Here is a 20,396-nt window from a genome sequence, read left to right as displayed (position 1 = left end):
TCGCGGCGGAGGATCGGCTGATGGACAGCACGATCTCCGAATCCGAAGGCACCTCCGTTAAACGTTGTCACTGAGCTGCACGTGTTCGGATCTTTTGCTCGCGGCGCCCCCGAGGTCGGAGACCTTGATCTGAATGTCGAGGTTGATGCTCCCTCGCCGAGGTGGACCGCGCTGGTGGAGAGTCTTCCTCTGATGGTCTTCCCGGAGACTTTGATCACGCGGGAACTGCGGCAGCGGCGGCGCTCGATCCAGGTGCTCACCCGCCGCAAGGACGATCCCAGCTTTGACATGACGCTGCTGTGGCACCGCGGCGACGACCTGCAGACGGCCCTGGCCCGTCTGCACGCGATCAAGGAAGATCCGGACGCCGGCAGAGCCCCGCGCGATCACATGCTGCCCGAGTTCGAAGGGCTCGACGGCCGGATCAACCAGGCCCGGCGGCAGCTCATCCGGGAAGCGGTGGAGGCGGGCGCCCTGGCGATCGAGCGCTTCGACCTCGCCGATCGTCAGCCGAGCTCCGCTACCGCACGCCGGCATCTGGCCCGGCGCTGGAAGCCGAGCAGCCCGCTGTATCGGGCCGGCGCGGCGGTGCTGGCGCACCTCGAGGACGAAGGGGTCGACGCCGACGAGGTGCATCTGCACGGCCAGGATCTCCTCTACCGGGCCGACACCGCGTACTACGCCGGGTTCGACCTGAAGTATCTGCGCGCTCTTCCCCGCTGGATCGCGAAGTACGGCTGCACGCAGCACCTGGAAGTCGTGCACCCCACGAAGACGGGCCCGTTGACCTGCCTGCGGCTGTCCACGCTACGGCCCGACTACTTCGATCGCCAGAAGCAGATCCGCTGGGCGGAATGGGCGTGACCAATGATCTTGTGGCGGCCGAGACATTGCTCGCGAGTGTGTGCCGGTAAGGGGATCCGCACGGGCCATGACCAGGACTTCCGGCCCGTCCGCGTTCGACCATGGTCTCGAAGCACCGGCGCGCGGTCCCGCCTCCGTCTGGATGAGCACTCGTCTAGGACGGCTCGAACCTGGGCGATCTCGTTGCTCAACCGGTCGCGCCCGAAGATCTGCCAGGCCAGGGTGAGGCGTTGGAAGCTGCCGAGGCGGTCGAAGCCGGTGAACGAGCCCAGCAGGTAGGCGTAAGCCGCCAGGTAGGGGCGGACCTCGTCACCGGCTCAAGCGGGAGCGACGCGATGAAAGTCGGTCTGGTCACGGCCGAGCAGGTGGACCAATTCTTGCTCGGTCCAGCCCCAGAAGGTCCGTCCTCCCTCGGCTCAGGAGCAGGAGCGCGACGACATCCAGCATGGCACGCTGCCGATGCGGCGTAACCGGGCCGTCCAGCCCGGCGTTGACAACCTCCAGCGGACGCAGGAGCCGTCCGATCGTCGTCCAGATGGGCGCGGACCGGTCGTGATACTGCAGCCGCCGCAGGTTACCAACACCGAGTTTGGGCGACGGTTCGGCGGCTCCGATACAGATGCCCGCGTTCCAAAAGCAGCTGGCCGAAGCCGCCAGCAGGGCTGGGAGCGGCGGCATCGGTCAGTGAGGCACCGCACCGCTTCTGGCGGTGGCTCGTAACAGCGATCGCGTATACCTCCATCGTGAGCGCGAGAACCTCGCCGATCCCCATGCCATCGGCGTGCAACTGCCGGCAGATCGGTTACCTCGCCCGTGAGATCGCCTACGTGCTCGCACCGCTGCTCGACCTTGAAGAGGGTCCGTCAGTTTACGCGGTCCTCGAGTCGCTCCCACGCCAGCGCACTCCCACCGCCCTGGCACGCCGGGATGTGGTGCGCGTGCGGATTGAGCTGACCCGAGCCTCACCAGGTCAGCCCGCCGCAGCAACGTGAACGCTAGCGTTGCGCCTCTCGTGCATCTCAGTTCTCTCAAATGCTCGGCTCGCGCTCTCGGCGTTTTGGAAATCACAACTCGGGCAGCAACCCCAGGTCCGACCCTCAGCTTCCGTCGAGATGCGACTCAATGTCAGTGGCAGCGCAGATCAATGACACCTCTCACTAAATAACGCAGAACAATGTCAGCAACTGTGCGGAGAGCCTCTCAGCCGAGATAGGCATATATGCCCAGTTCAGGTGAGCCTTGAAGGATGCCCGCTGCCATAGCTCTGCGTCGTGTTGCCATTTTTTCTGCGCGTCACAGTCTGGAAGAGGTAGGTACGTGACGAGGCGTCGCAGGCAGTTCTCGCCGGAGTTCAAGGAAGAAGCCATCCGCATGGTGCTGGAGGGCGATCGGACGGTCGCGTCGGTGGCGCGCGAGTTCGACATCAACGCCAGCACCCTGGGCAGCTGGGTGAACCGGCGCACTAGGCGGCGGTAGCGGACCAGCCAGGCGAACGTCCGCTCCACCACCCACCTGCGGGGCAGCACGACGAAGCCGCGCAGGTCGTCGCTGCGCCGGACGATCGTGACGGCCAGACCCAGGACCTTCCCGGCCCAGGTGACCAGCCGACCGGTATAGCCGCCATCGGCCCAGACCAGAGTGATGGTCGAGAACTTCTCCCGCAGCAGCGCCAGCACCGGATACGCGCCGTCACGGTCTTGCACCGACGCGGCGGTGACGATCACGCACAACAGCAGCCCGAGCGTGTCGACCACGACATACCGCTTCTGCCCCTTCAGTTTCTTGCCCGCGTCGTAACCGCAGGCCGCCGCTCCGACGGTCTCGGCCGCCCTGACCGTCTGGGAATCCACGCACCCGGCCGTCGGAAGCTCACCCCGTCCGGCCAGTACGCGCAGCTGGCCGCGGAGCCGCCCGGCAGCCGTTCGGGCAGGCCGCGCCGGGACCAGCGCACGAAGAACGCATACACCGCCGCGTGCGGCGGGAAGTCGACCGGCAACGCCCGCCACTCGATCCCGTACCGGGTCACATAGCCGATCGCGTCCAGCATCGCGCGCAGGTCATGCACCATCGGCCGGCCCGTGGCCGCGACCGGCTCGGCCATCATCGCCCGCGCCTCGGGCTCCAGCACCGACCATTCGGCATCAGCCAGATCCGACGGGTATGCCGGTTTCCGGTCTCGACATGCGCATCCCAGTGAGGCGCAACCGCTGGCGTTCACGGCCGCAGGCGTGTAGACAGACAACCACGGGCTCCTGGCCGCTGAGCTGCTTAGACAACACCTCAGCTACCGGGAGCCCGCTCCTGTTCACTGGAAATCAGCCCAACCATGACCACACCCCGGCGATCTACTGACCCCAGCCCCGACACCAAATCCCTTCGTCAGCAGGCTCTAAAACGCAAGTGATCAACTCCACGAGGAGTCGAACAATTGACCAAGCACGATGGCTTATCGCAGTTCGCCGCCGACCATGCGGAGTGGTTCGCCCGATCGGCCTACCTCCTGACAGGAGACCCGGAACGCGCCAGGGACCTGGCCATCCAGGCCCTGGTGACGACGGGCCGCCGCTGGTCCGTGCACCGGTGGAACAGACCGGTCGAGGCAGTGCTCAGCACGCTCTACCGGGCATACCTCGTCGGCCCCGCGGAGCCGCCCGCGGGCTTCCCGCTGGCCGGGATGTCCCCGCTCGGGCGGGTGGCCGTGGTCGCCCAGTTCCATGACGGCCTGGACCCGCACCGCGCCGCCCAGTTGGTCGGCACCTGGATGCCCGGCGCGCTCCAGGAGGAGACGGAACGCGTCCGAGCCACCCACCCGCACCTCCTCGACCTCGGCGATGAAGCCGCCACGGAGCCCCGGCCCCATGAGGCCATCGAAGCGCTCGGGGACAGCCCGTGGGCGGCACCCTGGCAGGCCGACGACCTCGCGGCGCCCCCGAGCCCCTGGACGGCCCCGCCCTCACCGGCTCCGCTCGCTCCGTCGCCCGCCCTGGTACGGCTGGCGGCCGAGTTGCCCGTCGCGGTGCCCATGGACGTTGCCCAGACCGCGCCCCGCCTGGTCCTCAGGCGGCGCCTCGTGATGCGGAGCGTGTTCACCACCCTGAGCTTCGCGGGCGCCGGCGCGTTCGTGGCGCTCACCATAGTCGCGCTGAGCGCCCTGGCGAACAGCGCGGAAAGGGCCGCCCAGCGGGCCGACGCCCCGATCTCCGAGCCCGACCTCACACCCACAGAGCTCGACCCCACGCCCACCGCCGAGGAGCCGCAGCCCGACCCGTTGCCGGAGCGCCTGGACGAGCCGATCAGCCGTGCCTATCAAGGCTTCTGCAACAGCGACGCCCCCTACGACACGCGCAAGCCCCCGGAGTGCGCCCAGTGGCGGCTGGTGGGCAAGTCGGGCACTGAGTGGCGGCTGGACGCCTCCCAGGCCGCCAAGCAGACCACGACGGTGCCGGACGTGGCCGTCAGCCAGGACGGCCGGCGCGTCGCCTACCTGGACACCCAGAACGACTACGTGGTCCGCGACCTGGCCACCGGCAAGTACAAGACGTTCGCGATCCGGCTGCACGGCTCCGATCCCGAGTTCGTCTCCTCGCGCAACGGCCGCTACTTCGCGGTCAACTTCCTCCAGAGCGGCGCCGACAGCCCGATGCTTGACTTCACCAAGGGCAGGACGACCTACGGCGCCTGGACCATGGCCATCACGGACGACGGCAAGCGCGTGATCGACGAGTCCATGGCGAGCGAGGCCTCGTCGGACACGAAGATCAAGCTGGCCGGACGCCGCTTCCGCGTCGACGCCGAGGTGGGCATCAGCGGCGCGGCGCTTTCACCCGACGGCCGGACGCTCGCCGTGGCCGACGACGACGAGCGCGTGATCACGCTGGATACGCGCACCGGACATGTCACCAAACTACGGCGCCTGGTGGACGAGGACGGTGCCCAAGAGATCGACACCGTGGAGCGCTGGCTCAACGCCAACGAGGTGATGGTGCGCCTCTCGGACGAGGACGACGAGGTCTACCTGGCTGCCGTGGACGTGCACACCGGGAAGACCCGTGACCTGGACGCGGGCGACCTCGAGTACGGCGACGTCCTGGGCGCCTTCACGGCCCGGAACTCCTAAAGCTACGGCGAGCCGCAAAGTAGCGGTGAGCTATCTTTCGGGTTCGTCGCGTAGTGGTTGCAAGTAGGTCAATCCCGGTGAAATGGGCGACCTTTTCCTTGATCGTGAGCCATGTCCTGGTGGTGGTCTCGGTCTGGGAGTGGTGGGGATGCGCGCGGAGTGGGAACCGGATGAGCTGATCGGTTCGTGGACGCTGGTCGAGGGTGATTGGAAGCTGATCCGTAACAAGTCGGGCGCGACGCGGTTGGGGTTCGCGTTGTTGCTGAAGTTCTATGAGCTTGAGGGCCGGTTCCCGGACGGTCCGCAGGAGGTTCCCCTGGTCGCGGTCGACTATGTGGCGTCACTGGTGAAGGTCGACGCCGGGGAGTTCGCGAAGTACCGGTGGACGGGGCGGACGATCGAGTATCACCGCAAGCAGATCAGGGAGGCGTTCGGGACGCGGCCGGCGACGGAGGAGGATGAGGACCGGTGGGCACGGTGGCTGGCGGAGGAGATGTGCCCGACGGAGACGAGTCGCCGGCGGCTTGCTGAGGCGCTGCGCCGCAGATGCCGGAGCGAGGATGTGGAGCCGCCGACGCCCGGCCAGGTGGAGCGGGTGGTGGGGTCGGGCCTTTCCAAGTTCGAGGTGGCGTTCTCGGAGGGCGTGGTGGGCACACTGGGGTCGGTGGTGTGCGGCAGGTTGCAGGATCTGCTGGACCGTCCGCATGTGCTGGCGGAGTTGAAGTCCGACCCGGGTCCGCTGGGGTTGGACACGTTGCTGGCGGAGATCGGGAAGCTGGCGACGGCTCGGTCGCTGGGGCTGCCGGACGGGGTCTTCTCCGGGGTGTCGGATCGGATCGTGGCGGCGTGGCGGCGTGGCGGACGCGGGCGATGCGGATGTACCCCTCGGACTTCGAGGACAGCTCCGAGCCGGTGCGGTACACGCTGCTGGCGGCATTGTGCTGGACGCGGCAAGCCGAGCTGGTCGACGGGCTGGTCGGGCTGCTGATCGACCTGATTCACCGGATCAACGCGCGGGCCGAGCGGCGGGTGGAGCGGGAGCTGGTCGGCGAGTTGACGAAGGTACGGGGCAAGCGCGGCATCTACGTCAAAATGATCAAAGCCGCGATCGAGCGCCCCGACGACACGGTGCGGGAGGCGGTGTATCCGGCGGTGCCGGGTGGGGTGGGAACGCTGAAGTCGCTGGCGCGGGAGCTGATGGCCACCGAGCGGGCTGTCTCCGAGCGGATCCGCTACCAGCTGCGCGGCTCCTACTCCCACCACTACCGGCGGATGCTCGGGCCGATCCTGGCGGCGTTGGAGTTCAAGTGCAACAACACCGCCTACCGACCGGTGATGGATGCGATCGACTTGCTGTCTCGGTACGCGGGGGTCGCGGCGACCGAGCGGTACTACGCCGAGACCGAGCGGGTGCCGATCGAGGGCGTGGTGCAGTGGGCGTGGCGGGACGCGGTGGTGGACGCCGAGTCCGGGCGGGTCGAGCGAATCCCGTACGAGCTGTGCGTGCTGATCGCGTTGCGGGAGGCGCTGCGGCGCCGTGAGGTGTACGTGCAGGGCGCTGGCCGGTGGCGCGATCCGGACAAGGACCTGCCCGGCGACTTCGAGACCAACCGCGACGTCCACTACGCCGCCCTGTCCCAGCCCCTGGATGCCACCGAGTTCATAGCCGACCTCAAAAGCCGCCTGACCGCGGGCCTGGACCGGCTGAACACCGGCCTCGTCGAGGGCACCACAGGAGGCGTGAAGATCACCACCCGGAAGGGCAAGCCGTGGGTGTCGGTCCCGAAGCTCGACAAGCTGCCCGAGCCGAAGAACCTCACCGCTCTGAAGGCCGAGGTGCAGCGCCGCTGGGGCACCATCGACCTGCTGGACATCCTGAAGAACACCGCGTTCATCACCGACTTCCCCGACCTGTTCACCTCGGTCGCGACCCGCGAGGTCCTGTCCAAGGAGACCTTGAGTAAGCGGCTTCTGCTCGTGTTGTTCGCGCTCGGCACCAACATGGGGATCCGACAGATGTCAGCGACCGGTGAGCACGGCCACACCGAGGCCGAGCTACGGCACGTCCGCCAGACCTTCATCACTCGGGAGAACCTGCGTGCCGCGATCGTGTCCGTGGTGAATGCGACCCTGGAGGCCCGGGATCCGAAGTGGTGGGGGAAGGCGACGTCGACGGCATCGGACTCAAAGCGGTTCGCCTCCTGGGACTCCAACCTGATGACCGAGTTCCACGCCCGGTACGGCGGCTACGGCGTCATGATCTACTGGCATGTCGACAAGGGTCGGCTGTGCGTCTACTCACAGCTGAAGTCGTGTTCCTCCTCGGAGGTTGCGGCGATGATCGAGGGGCTGCTGCGGCACGGCACCGACGCCGACATAGAGGCGAACTACACCGACACCCATGGAGCTTCGCTGGTGGGGTTTTGCCTTCACCGAGGTCCTGGGGTTCAAGCTGCTGCCCCGGCTGAAGAACATCGGCGCGATCCAGCTGTACGCGCCGACCGCGAACCAGGCCGCGTGGCCGAAGCTGGCGAAGGTCCTGAAGCAGCGGCCGATCGACTGGGATCTGATCGCCCGCAACTACGATCAGATCATCAAGTACGCGACCGCGCTCCGCCTTCGCACTAACGAGGCCGAGCAGGTGCTGCGCCGGTTTATGAAGTCCAAGAGTGGGGGCCCCAAGCAGCCGGTCTACCTCGCCCTGGAAGAACTCGGCCGGGTCGTGCGCACCATCTTCGCCTGCGACTACCTCGCCGACGAGGAACTCCGCCGTGAGATCAACAATGGGCTGCAGGTCGTGGAGAACTGGAACGGCGCCAACGACAAGATCTTCTACGGTCGCGAGGGCACCCTCACCGGTTCCGATCGCGAGCACGCCGAGGTGTCCATGCTCGCACTGCACCTACTCCAGTCCTCGCTGGTGTTCATCAACACCCAGCTCCTCCAAGCCGTGCTACGAGATCCGAAGTGGGCGCGGAAGCTCACCGACGAGGACCACCGGGCGCTCTCACCCCTATTCTGGGTCCACATCAACCCCTACGGCCGGTTCCGCCTCGACATGAACACCCGCCTCGATCTCAGCCTGGCCGCCTGAGGACGAGTTCATGCCGATCCCCGATCGTTCCGGGCGCGCGGATCGGATGTCCCAGGTCGGCTCGTGGAGCTGATCGTTGTACACGATGATGTCAGCGTGATCGGTCGGGCGGGCTGTCGCGAAGTAGAGCTGCTGGGACGGGATGTAGCGGTGGCGCCAGGACCGTTCGATCTCGGCGGCATCGGCGGATCCGGCCATCGCCATGCCGCGGGTCAGGGCGCGATCTATGGTCTGCTCGAAGTCGACGGACACGAAGATCCGCAGATCGATCTAGCTGGGCCCGATAGTCCTATGACGTCGGCGCGGCCCCGCCAACCCCGGAGACTCTGATGTGCTGATGTCCTACCCGGCGGGCAGGATGGGCGCGGGAGGTACAGATGAGCGACATCGCGGACGTTCCACCCGCCGTTGTGGGCCGGCTCCGGGTGATCTGCGGGGAGCTGCCCGAGGCGTACGAGGAGCCGGCGTGGATCGGCTTGCGGTGGCGGATTCGCCGGCGGACGTTCCTGCACGTCTACACCACCGACGTGAGGGGGTCGGCGTACATCGATATGGACGATCCGGCCATCCTGATGACCTTCCGGGCGCCGCCCGGGGAGTTGGCCGCGCTGGCGCATGCCGGCCCTCCGTTCTTCCGGGCCGACTGGGGTGTGAATGTCGTGGGAATGGTGCTGGACGACGAGACGGACTGGGTCGAGGTTGCCGAGCTGGTGACGGACAGCTATCGCGTGCAGGCGCCCCGCCGCCTCGCGTTCCGGCTGAAGGCAGGGGGATGAACCGCCGGCTACCTTCCCACGTTGCCGCTTATCCAGGTTCGGTGCTGAGAAACATTCCTATTCACGGTGGGATAGGTCGGGTTGCCGCACTGGCCAGAGATATTTCAGGAGTCGATTCCGATGACGACATCACCCAGTGCCGCATGCTCGGGCCGTCTGGCCGGATTTGCGGGTGCAGTTCATTCCGGGCGTGATCGGCTTCACGAACTGGTGGATGCCTTCGCAGGTCCACCGCGGCGTGACATCGAGGAAGACCTCGCGTCGTTCGTTGGGGAAGCCCGCATTGCTGGTCTTTCCGTAGCCGGTCGTGACTACCTCGCCGGTCGGCACCGCGCCCTGGCTGGGCAGCGCGGGTGCGATGAGGGGCTCCGACAGCAAGATGGGCTGGTCAAGCGCAGGATCGCGAGATCGCCGTCCATTGCCGGGACGCGCCTTCACTCGGTTCGGGCACCGGCCTCGAGCACGGTGAGGTCGCGGACCGCATACCGGTGATGCTCGGCCTCTTCCTTGCACACCACCGTGAGGCAGCGGCGCACGACGTACTCCCGGTCCGGATATGGGTCCGCCGGCTTGCGACCACACACCCGATCGAGCTCGGCCTCGGTGAGCTCGTCGACGATCCGGCGCATCGTGGCCATGCGGGCCAGCCGCGGCGCGAGTACCTCGTCGAACGTCGGGGTGGCATCGAGGGTGAGCCCGAGCTTCGCCGATGCTTCGGCCGGCATCCCGCCGGCAGGAAGGCCCAACGGGTGGTACGGCGCGTCCTCCTCGAGCACGGCGTTGCCGATCCAGGCATCGCTGGCCATCAGCAGATGCCGCTGCGTCTCGACGAACGACCACTCGCCGTCGACCTGCTCGTGCAGCTTCGCCTCGGGTAGGCGCCTGGCGCGGTCGAGCGTCTCCTCCCATTGCTTCTCGATGGCATCCCAAGCGGCCCGGTATTCGGCGGCGGACGTGGCCTCACGGGCCAGCACCCGGTTGGGATGCAGCCGGTCGAGCTCGGCCTCGACGTAGGCGGTCACGTCGACGTCGTTGACAACGACACGCTCGAAGCCGCCACCGAGGGAGACGTTGCCCCCATAGCAGTCCACGATCTTCAGGCCGGTGACGTCGCAATCGCGAATCTCGAGGCCGGAGAGGTCGCTCAGGTGGATGCGGGCACCACGGAACTGGTAACTTTGGGTGTACTCAGCAGGCATTGGGACAGTTTCCCGTATCCGTCCCGCCCGTGCCAGTGAATGGCACAACGTGAGGGTTGCGTGTTGCGTCCGGGTGGGGGAGTGCGGGATCGAGCATCTTGGCGAGCGCTCGACGATCGATCTTGCCCGCGCGGTTGAGAGGCATCTCGTCCAGCCAGACGTAGACGCGTGGAATCATCGGCGCGGGTAGCCAACTACCCAGTTGGCTCGTGAGCAGCTCGTCGGGTCGCCGTTCGCCGACCAGATAGGCGACGATGGCCGCGCCGCCCGGGGTGTCCTCGCGCAACAGTGCCGCCGCGTCGACCACGCCTCGGCATGCGCGCAGGTTGTGCTCCACCTCGCCGATCTCGACCCGGTACCCACTGATCTTGATCTGGTCGTCGATTCGGCCGACGTACACGTAGTTCCCGTCCGGCTGAAGCCGAACGTTGTCCCCGGTGGCGTACATGCGCTCGCCGGGCCTCTCGGCGAACGGGTCCGGGAGGAACGAGGCCGCCGTGCGGCCGGGATGGCCGAGATAGCCTCTGGCAAGACCGGCGCGCCCTGATCGAAGGGGCCGCGTCCGCATCAATTTTTCGGACGGAGTTTTCTGGACGGCATCGTGGCTGGTCGCTATCGTGTCCAGAAACGTAAACGTTCTTGGACTCGCGAAGGGTGGCGGCGATGACCGTCTGGGCGTACGCGCGGGTCTCCACACGTGATCAGAACCCGCAGCTCCAACTCGATGCCCTGGCGGTCAGTGGCTACGACGAGCTGGTCATGGAAAAGGAGTCCGGCAAGCGCGGCGTGGCCCGACCGGCGTGGGAGGCACTGCTGGCACGGCCGCAGTCCGGCGACACGCTGAAGTTCTGGAAGTCCGACCGATGGGGCCGCTCGGCCGGGCACGTCCTGACCACGATCAACGAGCTCCGCGACCGCAGCATCATGGTGGTGTCCCTGACGGAGAACTTCGATTTGGATACCAAGGAAGGCCGCTTCATGTTCGCGGTCTTGGCCGCGGCCGCCGAGTACGAACTGGAGCTGCGCGCCGAACGCCAAGCCGAAGGCATCGCCTCGGCCCTGCGCCGCCAGGCCGAGGGCCGGATGCTGCCTGGCAAACAGCACATCGGCCGCCCACGCGTCGTCGGCCCGGCAGAACTGCAGACGTTGCGCCGGCTGGTAGATGACGGCACCTCGGTGACCGAGGCGGCCCGCACGCTGAAGATCTCACGGTCGACGGCATACGCCGCGCTCACCCAGCACGCCCCATAGCGCCGCAAGAATCACAAGCCAGACACCGAGCACGTCGCACCCGGCAGCGTCCGGCGAGCGAGGTTTCCAGGACCAAGGGGGCGATCGGTGTGGGGCAGGACAGCGAGCGCTTTTACAGGTGGTTGCGGGCATCGCGACTGCGGTGGTGGCGGGCGTCGCGGTCAACCAGGTCCTGCAAGACGGTCAGTGGAACTGGCCAGCTCTCGGTATTGCGATCCTCGGCGTGACGATATCTGTGCTGCTCACGATATGGATTGGCCTCCCACCTCCTCAACCTCTAGAACCGCCCGCTCCTGAGGCGCCCTCCAAGCGCATCCCGTTGATCCTTCAGCCAGACCCTGTCCCGAAGAACCACTTCCCGATCTGTTCGGACCCGACAAAGGCGTGTCTCCAGGTCCAGAATCTGAGCCGTCAGACCGTCGAGGTCATCCTCGACGCAGAGTGGCCACGCCTCGGCGAGATCGGTCCAGGCGGCACCTGCACGTTCTACGTCGAGCCAGGTGCCCACAACGTGCACGTGGAGTCCGGCGAGAACCGCAGCTCCCCTCACCAGTTCAATGCCCGGCAAGGGTCCACCGAGGCGCTCACATTCCACATCTCCGCCCCTGGACACTTTCGGCGACGATGGCAGAGAGCTAAGCAACTCTGACCAGCGGCTATCTAGTACTGCGGCCCGTTTCTGCCGTATTCCGGTGGCACCCGTGTTACGGATCAGCTTCCAATCACCCTCGACCAGCGTCCACGAACCGATCAGCTCATCCGGTTCCCACTCCGCGCGCATCCCCACCACTCCCAGAACGAGACCACCACCAGGACATGGCTCACGATCAAGGAAAAGGTCGCCCATTTCACCGGGATTGACCTACTTGCAACCACTACGCGACGAACCCGAAAGATAGCTCACCGCTACTTTGCGGCTCGCCGTAGCTTTAGGAGTTCCGGGCCTACTCACACCACCGGACATGCGGGCCCGCATCCGGCGGTTCGTCAGGTCGTGGTTTTGAGCCTGTGCCAGGTCGGATACAGACCCTTCAGGCCAAGATCGGCCCAGTGGATGTTGGGCAGCGCCCGCGCCAGAATGGGCGAGCCCGCGATGCGCCAATACCCCTTGCCGCTCGATGCCCATTCCCTGGCCTTATGGTCAGGAATGCCGAGCGTGCGCAGATTACGGCGTCGGGTCTTGGGCCTCTTCCATGTCTGGGTGACCGATCCGGACTTCGGGCACGTCCTGCTGGTCAGGCACCGGGTGCGGGGCTGGGTGCCTCCCGGCGGCAAGGTCGAGCGGGAGAGACACCCCGCGCCGCCGCAGCACGCGAATTGGTCGAGGAGACCGGGCTGCACACGGAACTGCTGGATGTGCCGGCCGCGGTCTGCGTGCGTTCCTACCGCTCGGACTGGTCGCCGACGCTTGGCCTGTCGTACGCCGCGATAGGCGATCTCGATGTGCCGCTGGGTGGGGAGAGCGGGCAGCCGCCGCGCTGGTTCGCCCTCGATGAGGAGTGGGACTCGGTGTTTCCCGAGGATCGCGCCCGAATCCGGGCACACGATCGCGGCTGGTGGCCGCCCGCGCTGTCGAGGCGCGCAGACCATCGGCTGCGGCGTGACGGCTGCGTGATGTGCCGCCGCGCGGGCCCCACGCGCACGCCCGCCCGCTGCGTGACCGGGCCATCGTCTACCTGCTGTTCGGCACTGAGCTGCGGCGCGCGGGCGCTGGTCGGCCTGGACCTGGACCAGCTGGAGCCGGCCGATTCTGAGCGTTTGCGCCAGGCCAAGAAGGCGCGCCTCGTCGGCGTACGCGGCAAGGGCCGCACCGTGTTCCATCGTCGAACTCGGGCTGAAAGGGTGCGACCATCGAGGTGACGGTCAACTGAGGTCGGCGAAGGCCCGCGCGCGGCGCGCCCTGACGGTCACAGCCGCACGAGGAACCCGTCCACGACGAGCGTACGGGCCAGCTCGATCTGCTGCGCCTCGGACAGCTCCGGCAGGTCGCGCACCTCGAACGGCTCGGTGTTCCCCGACAGGAACAACATCGCGGCCCGATGATCGGCGTCGGCGCTCACCAGCGACTGCGCGAACTGCAGCGCGACCCCGTCCGCCATCGTCAGCACACGCGAGTAGAGCGGCTGATACTTGACCACGCGGGTCCGCCCGTCGATCCGGGGCGCCTCGACGGCGTTGGGGACCAGCTGTCCGACGGGCCGGCATCGGCCACGCCGGACCAAGGCGTCCGCCAGGGCCCCGAAACCCTCCGCCAGGACGGCCGGGTCCTCGATGGCCTTGACCATGTCGCACAGGAGGCCGTCGAGGCTCGCGCGGACGCCCACGTCGTCGAGGTGCCGGGGCGGCAACTGGGCGAGGACGCGGTCGTCCTGGTAGCTCAGCGACTCGAGCGCCTCGATGATGAGCTTCAGCACGGTCGGCGCGTGGATCCCGACGGTCAGGTGGATGGACGGCTCGGCGTTGGCCGTGGCGGCGTGGACGCGGCCGCGTGGGACGTACAGCACATCTCCCGCGTTCAGCCGCAGGACGGCCGGCGCCGGGAGGCCGGACGCGACGACCTTCTCCCGGCGTCGCATCTTGTGCGGCGGCACGTCGTCGTGGACGTGCCAGGTCTTGGATCCCCGGACCTGGAGGACCAGCACGTCGTGGTCGTCGTAATGAGGGAGGAAGCCCTGCGAGCCGGGTGGCGTGATGTAGGCGTTGACCTGTGTCTCGAAGTTCAGCTCGACCTCGAGGCCGTGGGCCAGCGAGGCGATGGCGGGCACGTAACGCTCGACGCCGTTGAGGACGATCGTGTGGCCGTCCGCGAAGTCGTTGCGGATCCGGACGAGGTCGATGCTGCCGTCGGCGAACCGGTAGGAGCCGGGGCTCCTGTGGTCGTCCTCCCGTACGACCACCACCCCCGACGGCTCCGGACGGACGATCTCCAGGACGTCCTCGACGGCGGCCGGGCCGAACAGGCCGGCGAAGTAGTCTTCGCGACCGCGTTCGACGTGATAGTGCGTGACGCCCCACACCTTCTGTAGGAAGGTCTCCACCGTGAGCGGCTGGAGCAACTGGGCCAGTGTGAATTCGACGGTCATGCGTTCCCAAACTTTGCCGTGATCAGTTCACCGGGGTAGCCGTTGCGTACCAGCTCGTCGCAGACGTACTGGTACATCACCTTGTAGGCGTCGCAGTACACCGACCGGTTGTCGAACCCGTTCCGCTTCGAGAAGCGGTTCTCCAGATCGCCACCGCGGCAAACCTGCCGCCACCGGCACCCGGCGCATTCTCCGGGCAGGGTGTTGAAGGTCTCCTCGATCTCCAGGAAGACCGGTTCGGCGAGGAAGTCGCGCAGGCTGGTGTCGCCGGTGGAGCACACCGGCGTCCCGGTGTACCAGCCCAGTGCGGGGATGAACGTATCGTCGATCGCGACGGTGCCGTCGCTGCGCGCGATGACGACCTGGTTCTCCTTACGCGGCCGCCGGAACGCCTGGCCGGGGGCCACGTCCGGCCGGAAGTGGTCGAGCAACTGGTCGACGAAGCGCAGGTGCACGTCCGTGTCGTCTTCGCTGAACCATTCGTGGAAGAGATCTGAGAGGCACGACCCGTACTGCTTCGCCGCGCCCGAGGAGATGAACTCGACGTCGTCGGCGTTCCTGTCGGGAAGCAGGAAGGTCATGTTCCGCACGCCCAGCGCCCGCAAGTAGCGGTAGACCTCGCGATAGTCGTTCCCGCTGTGCATGACGCTGACGGTCGACGGCAGCGGATTCCCGGGCCCATGCGCCTCGACGAGCCGCCGGATCGCATCCTCCGTCCGGCTGAAGCTCGAACGACCGTGCAGGTCTAGGCGGAAGCGGTCGTTGGCCGCCTGCGGCCCGTCGATGCTGACGCCCACGGCGACGCCGTGCTCGGCGAAGGCCGCTATCCACTGGTCATCGAGCAGCGTGCCGTTCGTCTGGATGCTCAGCAGGACGGTCGCGACCGGCTCGATGATCTCCCGGAGGCGGCGGCACGCCTCACCGAACCTTCTGACCCCGATGAGGGTCGGCTCGCCGCCATGGAAGGCGATCTTCGCGTACGGGATACGCAATTCTTCACAGCCTTGGGCGATCCAGTGGGCCAGCGCCTCCGTGACGTCAGCGGAGGCGAGTGAAGGCCTGTCGAACGCCGTCTCCTCGCCCATGTTGAAGTAGTAGCAGTACGTGCAGTTGATGTTGCATCGTTCGGCCACCTTGTAGACGACCTGGAGCCCCTCGATCGACCCCGGCTCCGCCGGGTTCCACGCCGGCCGGACCGCTGTGTCCGCCACTTCGCGGGCCTATCTCAGCGGGGCCTGGTCGTAATTCCCGCCGCCGCCCTGGTGATAATTGCCCCCGCCCCGCTGCACGTAATTGCCGCCGGACTGGTTGTAGTCGAGAGAACCCGCGATTACCTCGCCCGGCCCGATGATTCCGTTCAGGATGCTTTCCCCGAGGATCTTACGACCCTCGACGGACAGCGTCGCCCGGCCTTTCGATACTTTCTCGTCATTCGCCTCTGGCATGACGAAATCTCCTTTCGTGTCAGTCTGTGCCTGGATCGGCCGTTCTCACGTTTCTTACGATCAGGGGGCATACCGCACAGGCACTCGGCCCGGCCTGTGCGAACCAGCGACATGTTCTCCGGATCGAACAGGCCGGCAGGGATTCGGTGGCGACCCCGAATTCCAGGGCGTCGTCGATCACCGAGCACCGCTCGCCGGTCCAGTTCCTGCAGCCGCTCTCGACGCAGGGCTGGGCGAACCGGAAACGCTCCTCCGGGGTCCGCCCTTCGGCGGTGCCGGCCACGAAGTCGTCATCGATCCTGAGAGCTGGACGTATGTATCCCAGCCGACCGGTGGCATCAAAGACCCCCAGGAGGATCGCGTCCTTCTCGCACCGGGCGCTCGGGCAGAGGATCTCCGCCGCGTTCTCCCCGTGGGGGCTCACCGGGTCAGCTCCCGAAGTCCGGCTTCGCGAGCCCGGCGGCCGCGATCTGCTCGTCGGAGATCTCGACCAGCCAGGCTCCCCGCGGCCTCCCGTCGTCGCCGTCTCCATGCCCTGCGCCCAGGATGGGATTGTTGATCCATGCCCTGTCGCTGAGATCGACGTTCGCGAGCTCGACGGTCACCGCTTTCTGCACGGCTTTGTTGATCCTGTTGACCACGCTCTCGTCGAGCTCGAAATCGAGCACCACACGAAATTCATGTCGCGCCACGGCCGCCTCCCTCACACTGTTTCCCGGGCGTCTATTCCACGGCAACCCCGGCCACAATCATGAGGAAAACCGAACCGTTACCTTCTTTGTTCGATCGATGACGTCGCCGGGCGCGGATGTTCTGGCCGGCATACGACCACGCCATGCTGTCGGCTGTGACGAGGTAGCGGCCATAGCTGCGCAGGCCGGCGAGCTTGACGCCGACCCCGTGCAGCGGGAGGTCGAGCTGGTCGAGGGTGCAGAAGATGTAGCCGATCTCGGCACTGGCCTGGCGGCGGCAGCGGGAGCCGACGCTGACGATCTCGTAGCCCTCGGCCAGGCGGACGCCGTGCTCTTCGTACAGGGCGGCGTAGGCGATCGCTTCGGTCCGGCGTTGGCCCGCCAGCGTACTTGCGCCGTCGAGACCGCGTCCTGTCCCGGTCATCCGCAGCGTGGGTGCCGGTCAACGTGCCTTACGTGCCAGACAAGATCATCTCGCTCTGACCTGCGAGAAGGTATCAATAACCCAAGATAACGATCGAGGTGATTCGCCCATGTTCGAGCCACGCGTGCTGCCTCACCGGTATGTGGGGTGGAACGACCCGGCCGATCCGGCCGCGCAGGAGGAATGTCGCGTCTGCGGCGGGCCGGGAGATCCGCAGCGGCCTGGGCTGCACAAGGGCGCGATCGCGCCCGAGCAGGCGCGGCGTACGGCCGGGCCGCCATCCGCGCGGCGGCGGCGTGCACCTGCGGCGTGCCGACGATGCTGATCTGCCCCTGCTGGAGTTCCTCATCCGGCTGGTGCGTACCGAGCTGGCCGACACACCGGTGCCGCTCCTCGACTCCCAGCTTGACATCCTGGCACGCCGCGCCGCGCATGCGCTGTATCTGCGCGGCGCGATCAAAACCCGCCGCTCAGACTGGCGACCACCGACCAGGCACGCCGCATGACCTCAGTCCCGCGTCATGGTGTGGGCTCGGATGCGGCTGGCCCTGCCAACTGCGAAGAGTTGGTGAAGGCGCCCAGGGGCCGCCGTCGCCGTTGGCTCCCGGCAGAGACAAGCGCGTCTTACGGGCGCGTCCCTATGACCCGAGCCTCGGTCCGTCGAGGATGCCGTCCGCCCCGCCGACGGCGGTGATCACGTTGATGATGACGGCGATGGTGGCGTCGCCTGCGGCGAGGTCGTGGAAGTTCGACAGCGGTCCGGACAGGACGCGCAGGGCGACGCCGCGGGCTTGGCACCAGTTGCGGACGGCGTGGATGTCGAGCAGGTCGCGGCAGAGCCGGAACAGCTCCGAGACCGTCAGGGTGTCGCCGGGCTGCGCCTTGGCGGCGATCTTGCCGAACGCGGGCCGGTCGAGGGCGGGGATCTTGGAGGTGGTGGCGGGGTCCTCGAAGAGAAGGACGCCGTTGGCCGGCCGGAATCCCTCGGCGACGCCTTCGGTGCGCACGAGAAGGCCGGCCTCGGTGAGGATGTGGCGCTGCCGCAGCAGGGACTGGGTCGCGGTGGAGACGCGGGAGTAGACGATCTGCACCGGGTTCTCCTCGAGAAGGGGTGGAGCCCGATTTTCCTGTCGTTAATTCGTGTGCGGAACTGGCCATCTGACGTTATGGTTCATCACTCGATGTCTGGTTTTCGAGAGGGCTTGCGGGGCCCAATCCGAGGGTGTCGTTAAATCGTCTAATCCCGACAGGCCGGCCTGCCGGGTCAGCCCTCAGGGGCGAGGCGGGCGATGTTGTGGTCGGAATCGGCGGCCACCTCATATCCGGCGGCGGTGAGGACCTGCAGCTCCTCCACCCGCCTCTGCCCGGTCAGCCGCTCGGCGGCGCGTAACCTGACCGCCGGGGTGGCGCGCCGCTCGTGGCGATGACCTGGCCAGGTCGAGCGGGGTGCGGCGCTGTGCCGCACCCCGTGGGTAGAACTATTGCTCGTCCTCAGAGGGAGATCACTCCTCGCTCCCGGGCTGGTGGTAGTCCTCGTCGCCGGAGTCGTCCCCGTCGTCGATGATCTCGTCGGGCTCCTCGAACTCCTCCTTCTTGGGCTTGACCTGCTCCGAGTCCGGCTTGACCTTCTTGCCCTGGACTGGCGTCGGTCCGGAATCGGAGGCCTTGCGTTTGGGGGGTTCCGTCGGGTGCTTCGTGAACTTGAGGTCCGTCTCGTCCTCGCTGGAGTAGTAGATCGTCTTCTGCGCCGCCCCCTGCTCGGGGAAGATGTTGATCGCCTTGACCACCATCGGCGCGGTCACCGGGTTCTCGATCAAGCGGGTGAGGTCCTCGTCCTGCTCGGAGTCGGTCACGCCCAGGATCGCCTTGAGCACCTGCGGGGAGGAGCCGAGGGCGAAGGGCATGGTCCACTTGCCGTAGGACTTGCCGTGGGTGCCCGACCCCTCCAGATTGACCCCTTCCTCTCGGGCCGCCAGGAGCGTGATCCAGCACTTGAAGCACGACAGCTTGGAGATGCCGATCGCCATCGTCATCTCCTGCAGCATCACCGTGATGCCGGTGGCCTCCTCGAGCTCCTCCAGGTCGGCCTTGAGCTTGTCGCGGCTGTGCTTGGCCTCATCGCTCGCCTGGGTCTCAGTGTGGACGCGCTCCTCCCCCGTGCCCTCGTAGGCGGTGGTGCGCGCGCTCAGGCGCACCTTCATACGCACCTTCGCCCACTCGTCCAGCAGGCCGCCCAGGAACCTGAGGGTCTTGAGCAGCCGGCGCTCGGCGTCGTGCCACTCCTTTTCATCGGGCTTCCCTGAGCGCTTGTCCAGCGAGGAGTTGTGCAGATCCCTCCAGAGGGAGTCGAGCTGCTGCTGCAGCTGCTCGGTGCCGGCCGTCGCCGCGGCGAAGAGCCGCTCCAGGTCGGTCCGCATACTGTCGTCGGGCACGTTCGCCCACACCCGCATGTTGTTCTTCGACAGGGCGACGGAGACGCACTGGCGGGCGTCCTGCAGGTGGGTCAGCACCCAGGACAGCCGGTCCAGCGCCCGCTGCTCGGGCGCGGTGGCGTCGGTCCGCTGCTGGCGGCGCTGCGTCGACCCCTTCCCGGCCACCTGCGTTTTGATGGTGTTGAACCTCGTCCTGAGCCGGTCGTGGACGAGGTCCCTGATGGCCTGCTCGTCCGTGCCGGTGACTCCTGCGGTGGTGACGGCCATGGTTTCCGGCGGATCGGTGGCCGTCATGAGACGGAGCGGGTCCACCTTCGCGGCGACCCCGACGTAGCCCTCCTTCAGGGCACGCTTCTCCTCCTCCGTCGGCAGGAGGTCCGTGAGCGCCTCGAGAACCCTGACGTCGCCGAACTCGCCGCGCAGGATGGCCAGCTCGCCCAGGATCTCCGACCAGTGGGTGAAGTCGCTGTCCACCAGCTTGCCGACAAAGCTCCACACCCTCTCGTCATACGGCTGGCGGTTGATCTGCCGGACCATCTCCAGAACGGTGATGGGCGAGTCGCCGAACTGCGGCTTGGCGCAGTGCTTCAGCCAGAAGCCCGTGGCGGCGGCCGACAATGTGGTGTTGCGCGACTGCTGCACCACGCTGCTCATCCACCTGCGCATGGCCGGGTTGATCGCGAGCAGGTTCATCAGGGATGCGAACGGGAGGAACCTCACGATGTACCGGCCGATATCGGGAGGCAGTAGCGTGAACACGGTGAGGTCCGGGCCGGGCGGGGCCGGGGAGGTCACCTGCTTGGTCTTGACCAGCGGCTCGGCGCCGACCGGCGGCCCGGCCGGCTCCTTCTGCGGGGACTTCTCGTCGCTCTGGGACTGCTCGCCGCTGCCGGGCTCCTCGTCCTGCGCGGGTTTCTCGCCGCCCTCGGAGCCGCCGCCCTGCTCGACCTCCGTGTTCTGCTGCTCGTTGCTCCCCGGCTGCTTCTTGCGCTTGTTCCTTTTGATTTTGCCCATGGCTG

At 67.1% G+C, this 20,396-nt stretch carries 24 protein-coding genes and 1 pseudogene; 10 read left to right on the top strand and 15 right to left on the bottom strand.

Going from position 1 to position 20,396, the window contains the following annotated elements:
* Positions 1–174 precede the first annotated feature (174 nt).
* Together KME78_RS52885 and KME78_RS52880 are read left to right on the top strand one after the other, a co-directional pair.
* Positions 175–864, top strand: a complete 690-nt coding sequence (locus KME78_RS52885) for a hypothetical protein (protein WP_219537628.1) — start codon at positions 175–177, stop codon at positions 862–864.
* 743 nt (positions 865–1,607) lie between these two features.
* A complete protein-coding gene (locus KME78_RS52880; RefSeq protein ID WP_219537627.1) occupies positions 1,608–1,856 on the top strand; it encodes an HIRAN domain-containing protein in 249 nt (82 codons plus the stop codon).
* Between the two features lie 165 nt (positions 1,857–2,021).
* Here the strand turns inward: KME78_RS52880 and KME78_RS68475 are convergent, their stop codons facing one another.
* Positions 2,022–2,714, bottom strand: a complete 693-nt coding sequence (locus KME78_RS68475; RefSeq protein WP_219537626.1) for a transposase — start codon at positions 2,712–2,714, stop codon at positions 2,022–2,024.
* A complete protein-coding gene (locus KME78_RS52870; RefSeq protein WP_308127467.1) occupies positions 2,639–3,082 on the bottom strand; it encodes a transposase in 444 nt (147 codons plus the stop codon). Before KME78_RS52870 ends, KME78_RS68475 begins: the two co-directional genes overlap by 76 nt.
* Positions 3,083–3,292: 210 nt before the next feature.
* On the opposite strand from KME78_RS52870, the gene KME78_RS52865 reads away from it, so the two are divergent.
* From KME78_RS52865 to KME78_RS65500, 4 genes and pseudogenes are all read left to right on the top strand, one after another.
* On the top strand, positions 3,293–4,981 hold the full coding sequence (locus KME78_RS52865) for a hypothetical protein (protein ID WP_219537624.1): 1,689 nt from the start codon (positions 3,293–3,295) through the stop codon (positions 4,979–4,981).
* A 148-nt stretch (positions 4,982–5,129) separates the two neighbouring features.
* Complete coding sequence (locus KME78_RS65510) at positions 5,130–5,969, top strand: DUF4158 domain-containing protein (protein ID WP_246654403.1); 840 nt, start codon at positions 5,130–5,132, stop codon at positions 5,967–5,969.
* Positions 5,852–7,366, top strand: a pseudogene (locus tag KME78_RS65505) (Tn3 family transposase); the annotation flags it as partial. The gene KME78_RS65510 and the pseudogene KME78_RS65505, both read left to right, overlap by 118 nt.
* Positions 7,367–7,382: 16 nt before the next feature.
* Positions 7,383–8,075, top strand: a complete 693-nt coding sequence (locus tag KME78_RS65500) for a Tn3 family transposase (RefSeq protein ID WP_246654402.1) — start codon at positions 7,383–7,385, stop codon at positions 8,073–8,075.
* Here the strand turns inward: KME78_RS65500 and KME78_RS52855 are convergent.
* The gene (locus tag KME78_RS52855) at positions 7,995–8,327 is read right to left on the bottom strand and encodes a nucleoside/nucleotide kinase family protein (RefSeq protein WP_219537623.1); all 333 of its coding nucleotides are present in this window, start codon (positions 8,325–8,327) and stop codon (positions 7,995–7,997) included. The two genes, KME78_RS65500 and KME78_RS52855, sit on opposite strands and share 81 nt — an antisense overlap.
* A 125-nt stretch (positions 8,328–8,452) precedes the next feature.
* Between KME78_RS52855 and KME78_RS52850 the strand changes: the two genes are divergently transcribed.
* A complete protein-coding gene (locus tag KME78_RS52850; protein WP_219537622.1) occupies positions 8,453–8,851 on the top strand; it encodes an MmcQ/YjbR family DNA-binding protein in 399 nt (132 codons plus the stop codon).
* A gap of 129 nt (positions 8,852–8,980) precedes the next feature.
* Here KME78_RS52850 and KME78_RS52845 read toward each other — a convergent pair whose 3' ends face one another.
* From KME78_RS52845 to KME78_RS52835, 3 genes are read right to left on the bottom strand one after another with little or no spacing between them, the layout of a single operon-like run.
* A complete protein-coding gene (locus KME78_RS52845) occupies positions 8,981–9,229 on the bottom strand; it encodes a S1 family serine peptidase (protein WP_219537621.1) in 249 nt (82 codons plus the stop codon).
* Between the two features lie 56 nt (positions 9,230–9,285).
* Entirely contained in the window at positions 9,286–10,050 is a 765-nt protein-coding gene (locus tag KME78_RS52840; protein ID WP_219537620.1) for a DinB family protein, read from the bottom strand.
* A complete protein-coding gene (locus tag KME78_RS52835; protein ID WP_219537619.1) occupies positions 10,040–10,618 on the bottom strand; it encodes an AMP-binding enzyme in 579 nt (192 codons plus the stop codon). The genes KME78_RS52840 and KME78_RS52835 overlap by 11 nt, the downstream gene beginning before the upstream one ends.
* Before the next feature lie 95 nt (positions 10,619–10,713).
* Between KME78_RS52835 and KME78_RS52830 the strand changes: the two genes are divergently transcribed.
* A complete protein-coding gene (locus KME78_RS52830; RefSeq protein WP_219537618.1) occupies positions 10,714–11,301 on the top strand; it encodes a recombinase family protein in 588 nt (195 codons plus the stop codon).
* Positions 11,302–12,618: 1,317 nt separating this feature from the next.
* Positions 12,619–13,161, top strand: a complete 543-nt coding sequence (locus tag KME78_RS52825) for a hypothetical protein (RefSeq protein WP_246654401.1) — start codon at positions 12,619–12,621, stop codon at positions 13,159–13,161.
* A gap of 47 nt (positions 13,162–13,208) precedes the next feature.
* Here KME78_RS52825 and KME78_RS52820 read toward each other — a convergent pair whose 3' ends face one another.
* From KME78_RS52820 to KME78_RS52795, 6 genes are read right to left on the bottom strand one after another with little or no spacing between them, the layout of a single operon-like run.
* Positions 13,209–14,384, bottom strand: coding sequence for a cupin domain-containing protein (locus KME78_RS52820; RefSeq protein ID WP_219537617.1), 1,176 nt, complete (start codon positions 14,382–14,384; stop codon positions 13,209–13,211).
* A complete protein-coding gene (locus tag KME78_RS52815) occupies positions 14,381–15,595 on the bottom strand; it encodes a radical SAM protein (protein WP_219537616.1) in 1,215 nt (404 codons plus the stop codon). Before KME78_RS52815 ends, KME78_RS52820 begins: the two co-directional genes overlap by 4 nt.
* Positions 15,596–15,604: 9 nt before the next feature.
* Complete coding sequence (locus tag KME78_RS52810) at positions 15,605–15,829, bottom strand: hypothetical protein (RefSeq protein WP_219537615.1); 225 nt, start codon at positions 15,827–15,829, stop codon at positions 15,605–15,607.
* Between the two features lie 19 nt (positions 15,830–15,848).
* Entirely contained in the window at positions 15,849–16,253 is a 405-nt protein-coding gene (locus KME78_RS52805) for a hypothetical protein (RefSeq protein ID WP_219537614.1), read from the bottom strand.
* Between the two features lie 4 nt (positions 16,254–16,257).
* The gene (locus KME78_RS52800; protein WP_219537613.1) at positions 16,258–16,521 is read right to left on the bottom strand and encodes a hypothetical protein; all 264 of its coding nucleotides are present in this window, start codon (positions 16,519–16,521) and stop codon (positions 16,258–16,260) included.
* Positions 16,522–16,552: 31 nt separating this feature from the next.
* Positions 16,553–16,945 (bottom strand): deazapurine DNA modification protein DpdA family protein, encoded by a 393-nt coding sequence (locus tag KME78_RS52795; RefSeq protein WP_219537612.1) that lies wholly within the window; start codon positions 16,943–16,945, stop codon positions 16,553–16,555.
* Between the two features lie 140 nt (positions 16,946–17,085).
* Here KME78_RS52795 and KME78_RS52790 point away from each other — a divergent pair, with 140 nt between their 5' ends.
* Positions 17,086–17,451 (top strand): hypothetical protein, encoded by a 366-nt coding sequence (locus tag KME78_RS52790; protein WP_219537611.1) that lies wholly within the window; start codon positions 17,086–17,088, stop codon positions 17,449–17,451.
* 132 nt (positions 17,452–17,583) lie between these two features.
* On the opposite strand, the gene KME78_RS52785 is transcribed toward KME78_RS52790, so the two are convergent.
* From KME78_RS52785 to KME78_RS52775, 3 genes are all read right to left on the bottom strand, one after another.
* Positions 17,584–18,036: a recombinase family protein gene (locus KME78_RS52785; protein WP_219537610.1), complete on the bottom strand. Its 453-nt coding sequence runs from the start codon at positions 18,034–18,036 to the stop codon at positions 17,584–17,586.
* A gap of 173 nt (positions 18,037–18,209) precedes the next feature.
* On the bottom strand, positions 18,210–18,410 hold the full coding sequence (locus KME78_RS52780; RefSeq protein ID WP_219537609.1) for a hypothetical protein: 201 nt from the start codon (positions 18,408–18,410) through the stop codon (positions 18,210–18,212).
* A gap of 37 nt (positions 18,411–18,447) precedes the next feature.
* Positions 18,448–20,391: a nucleic acid/nucleotide deaminase domain-containing protein gene (locus tag KME78_RS52775; protein ID WP_219537608.1), complete on the bottom strand. Its 1,944-nt coding sequence runs from the start codon at positions 20,389–20,391 to the stop codon at positions 18,448–18,450.
* Between the last annotated feature and the right edge of the window lie 5 nt (positions 20,392–20,396).

The sequence above is a fragment of the Nonomuraea guangzhouensis genome, from assembly GCF_019396345.1.
Taxonomy (GTDB): domain Bacteria; phylum Actinomycetota; class Actinomycetes; order Streptosporangiales; family Streptosporangiaceae; genus Nonomuraea; species Nonomuraea guangzhouensis.
The sequence above is the reverse complement of the archived record's forward strand: the minus strand, read 5'-3'. Positions and strand labels throughout refer to the sequence as shown.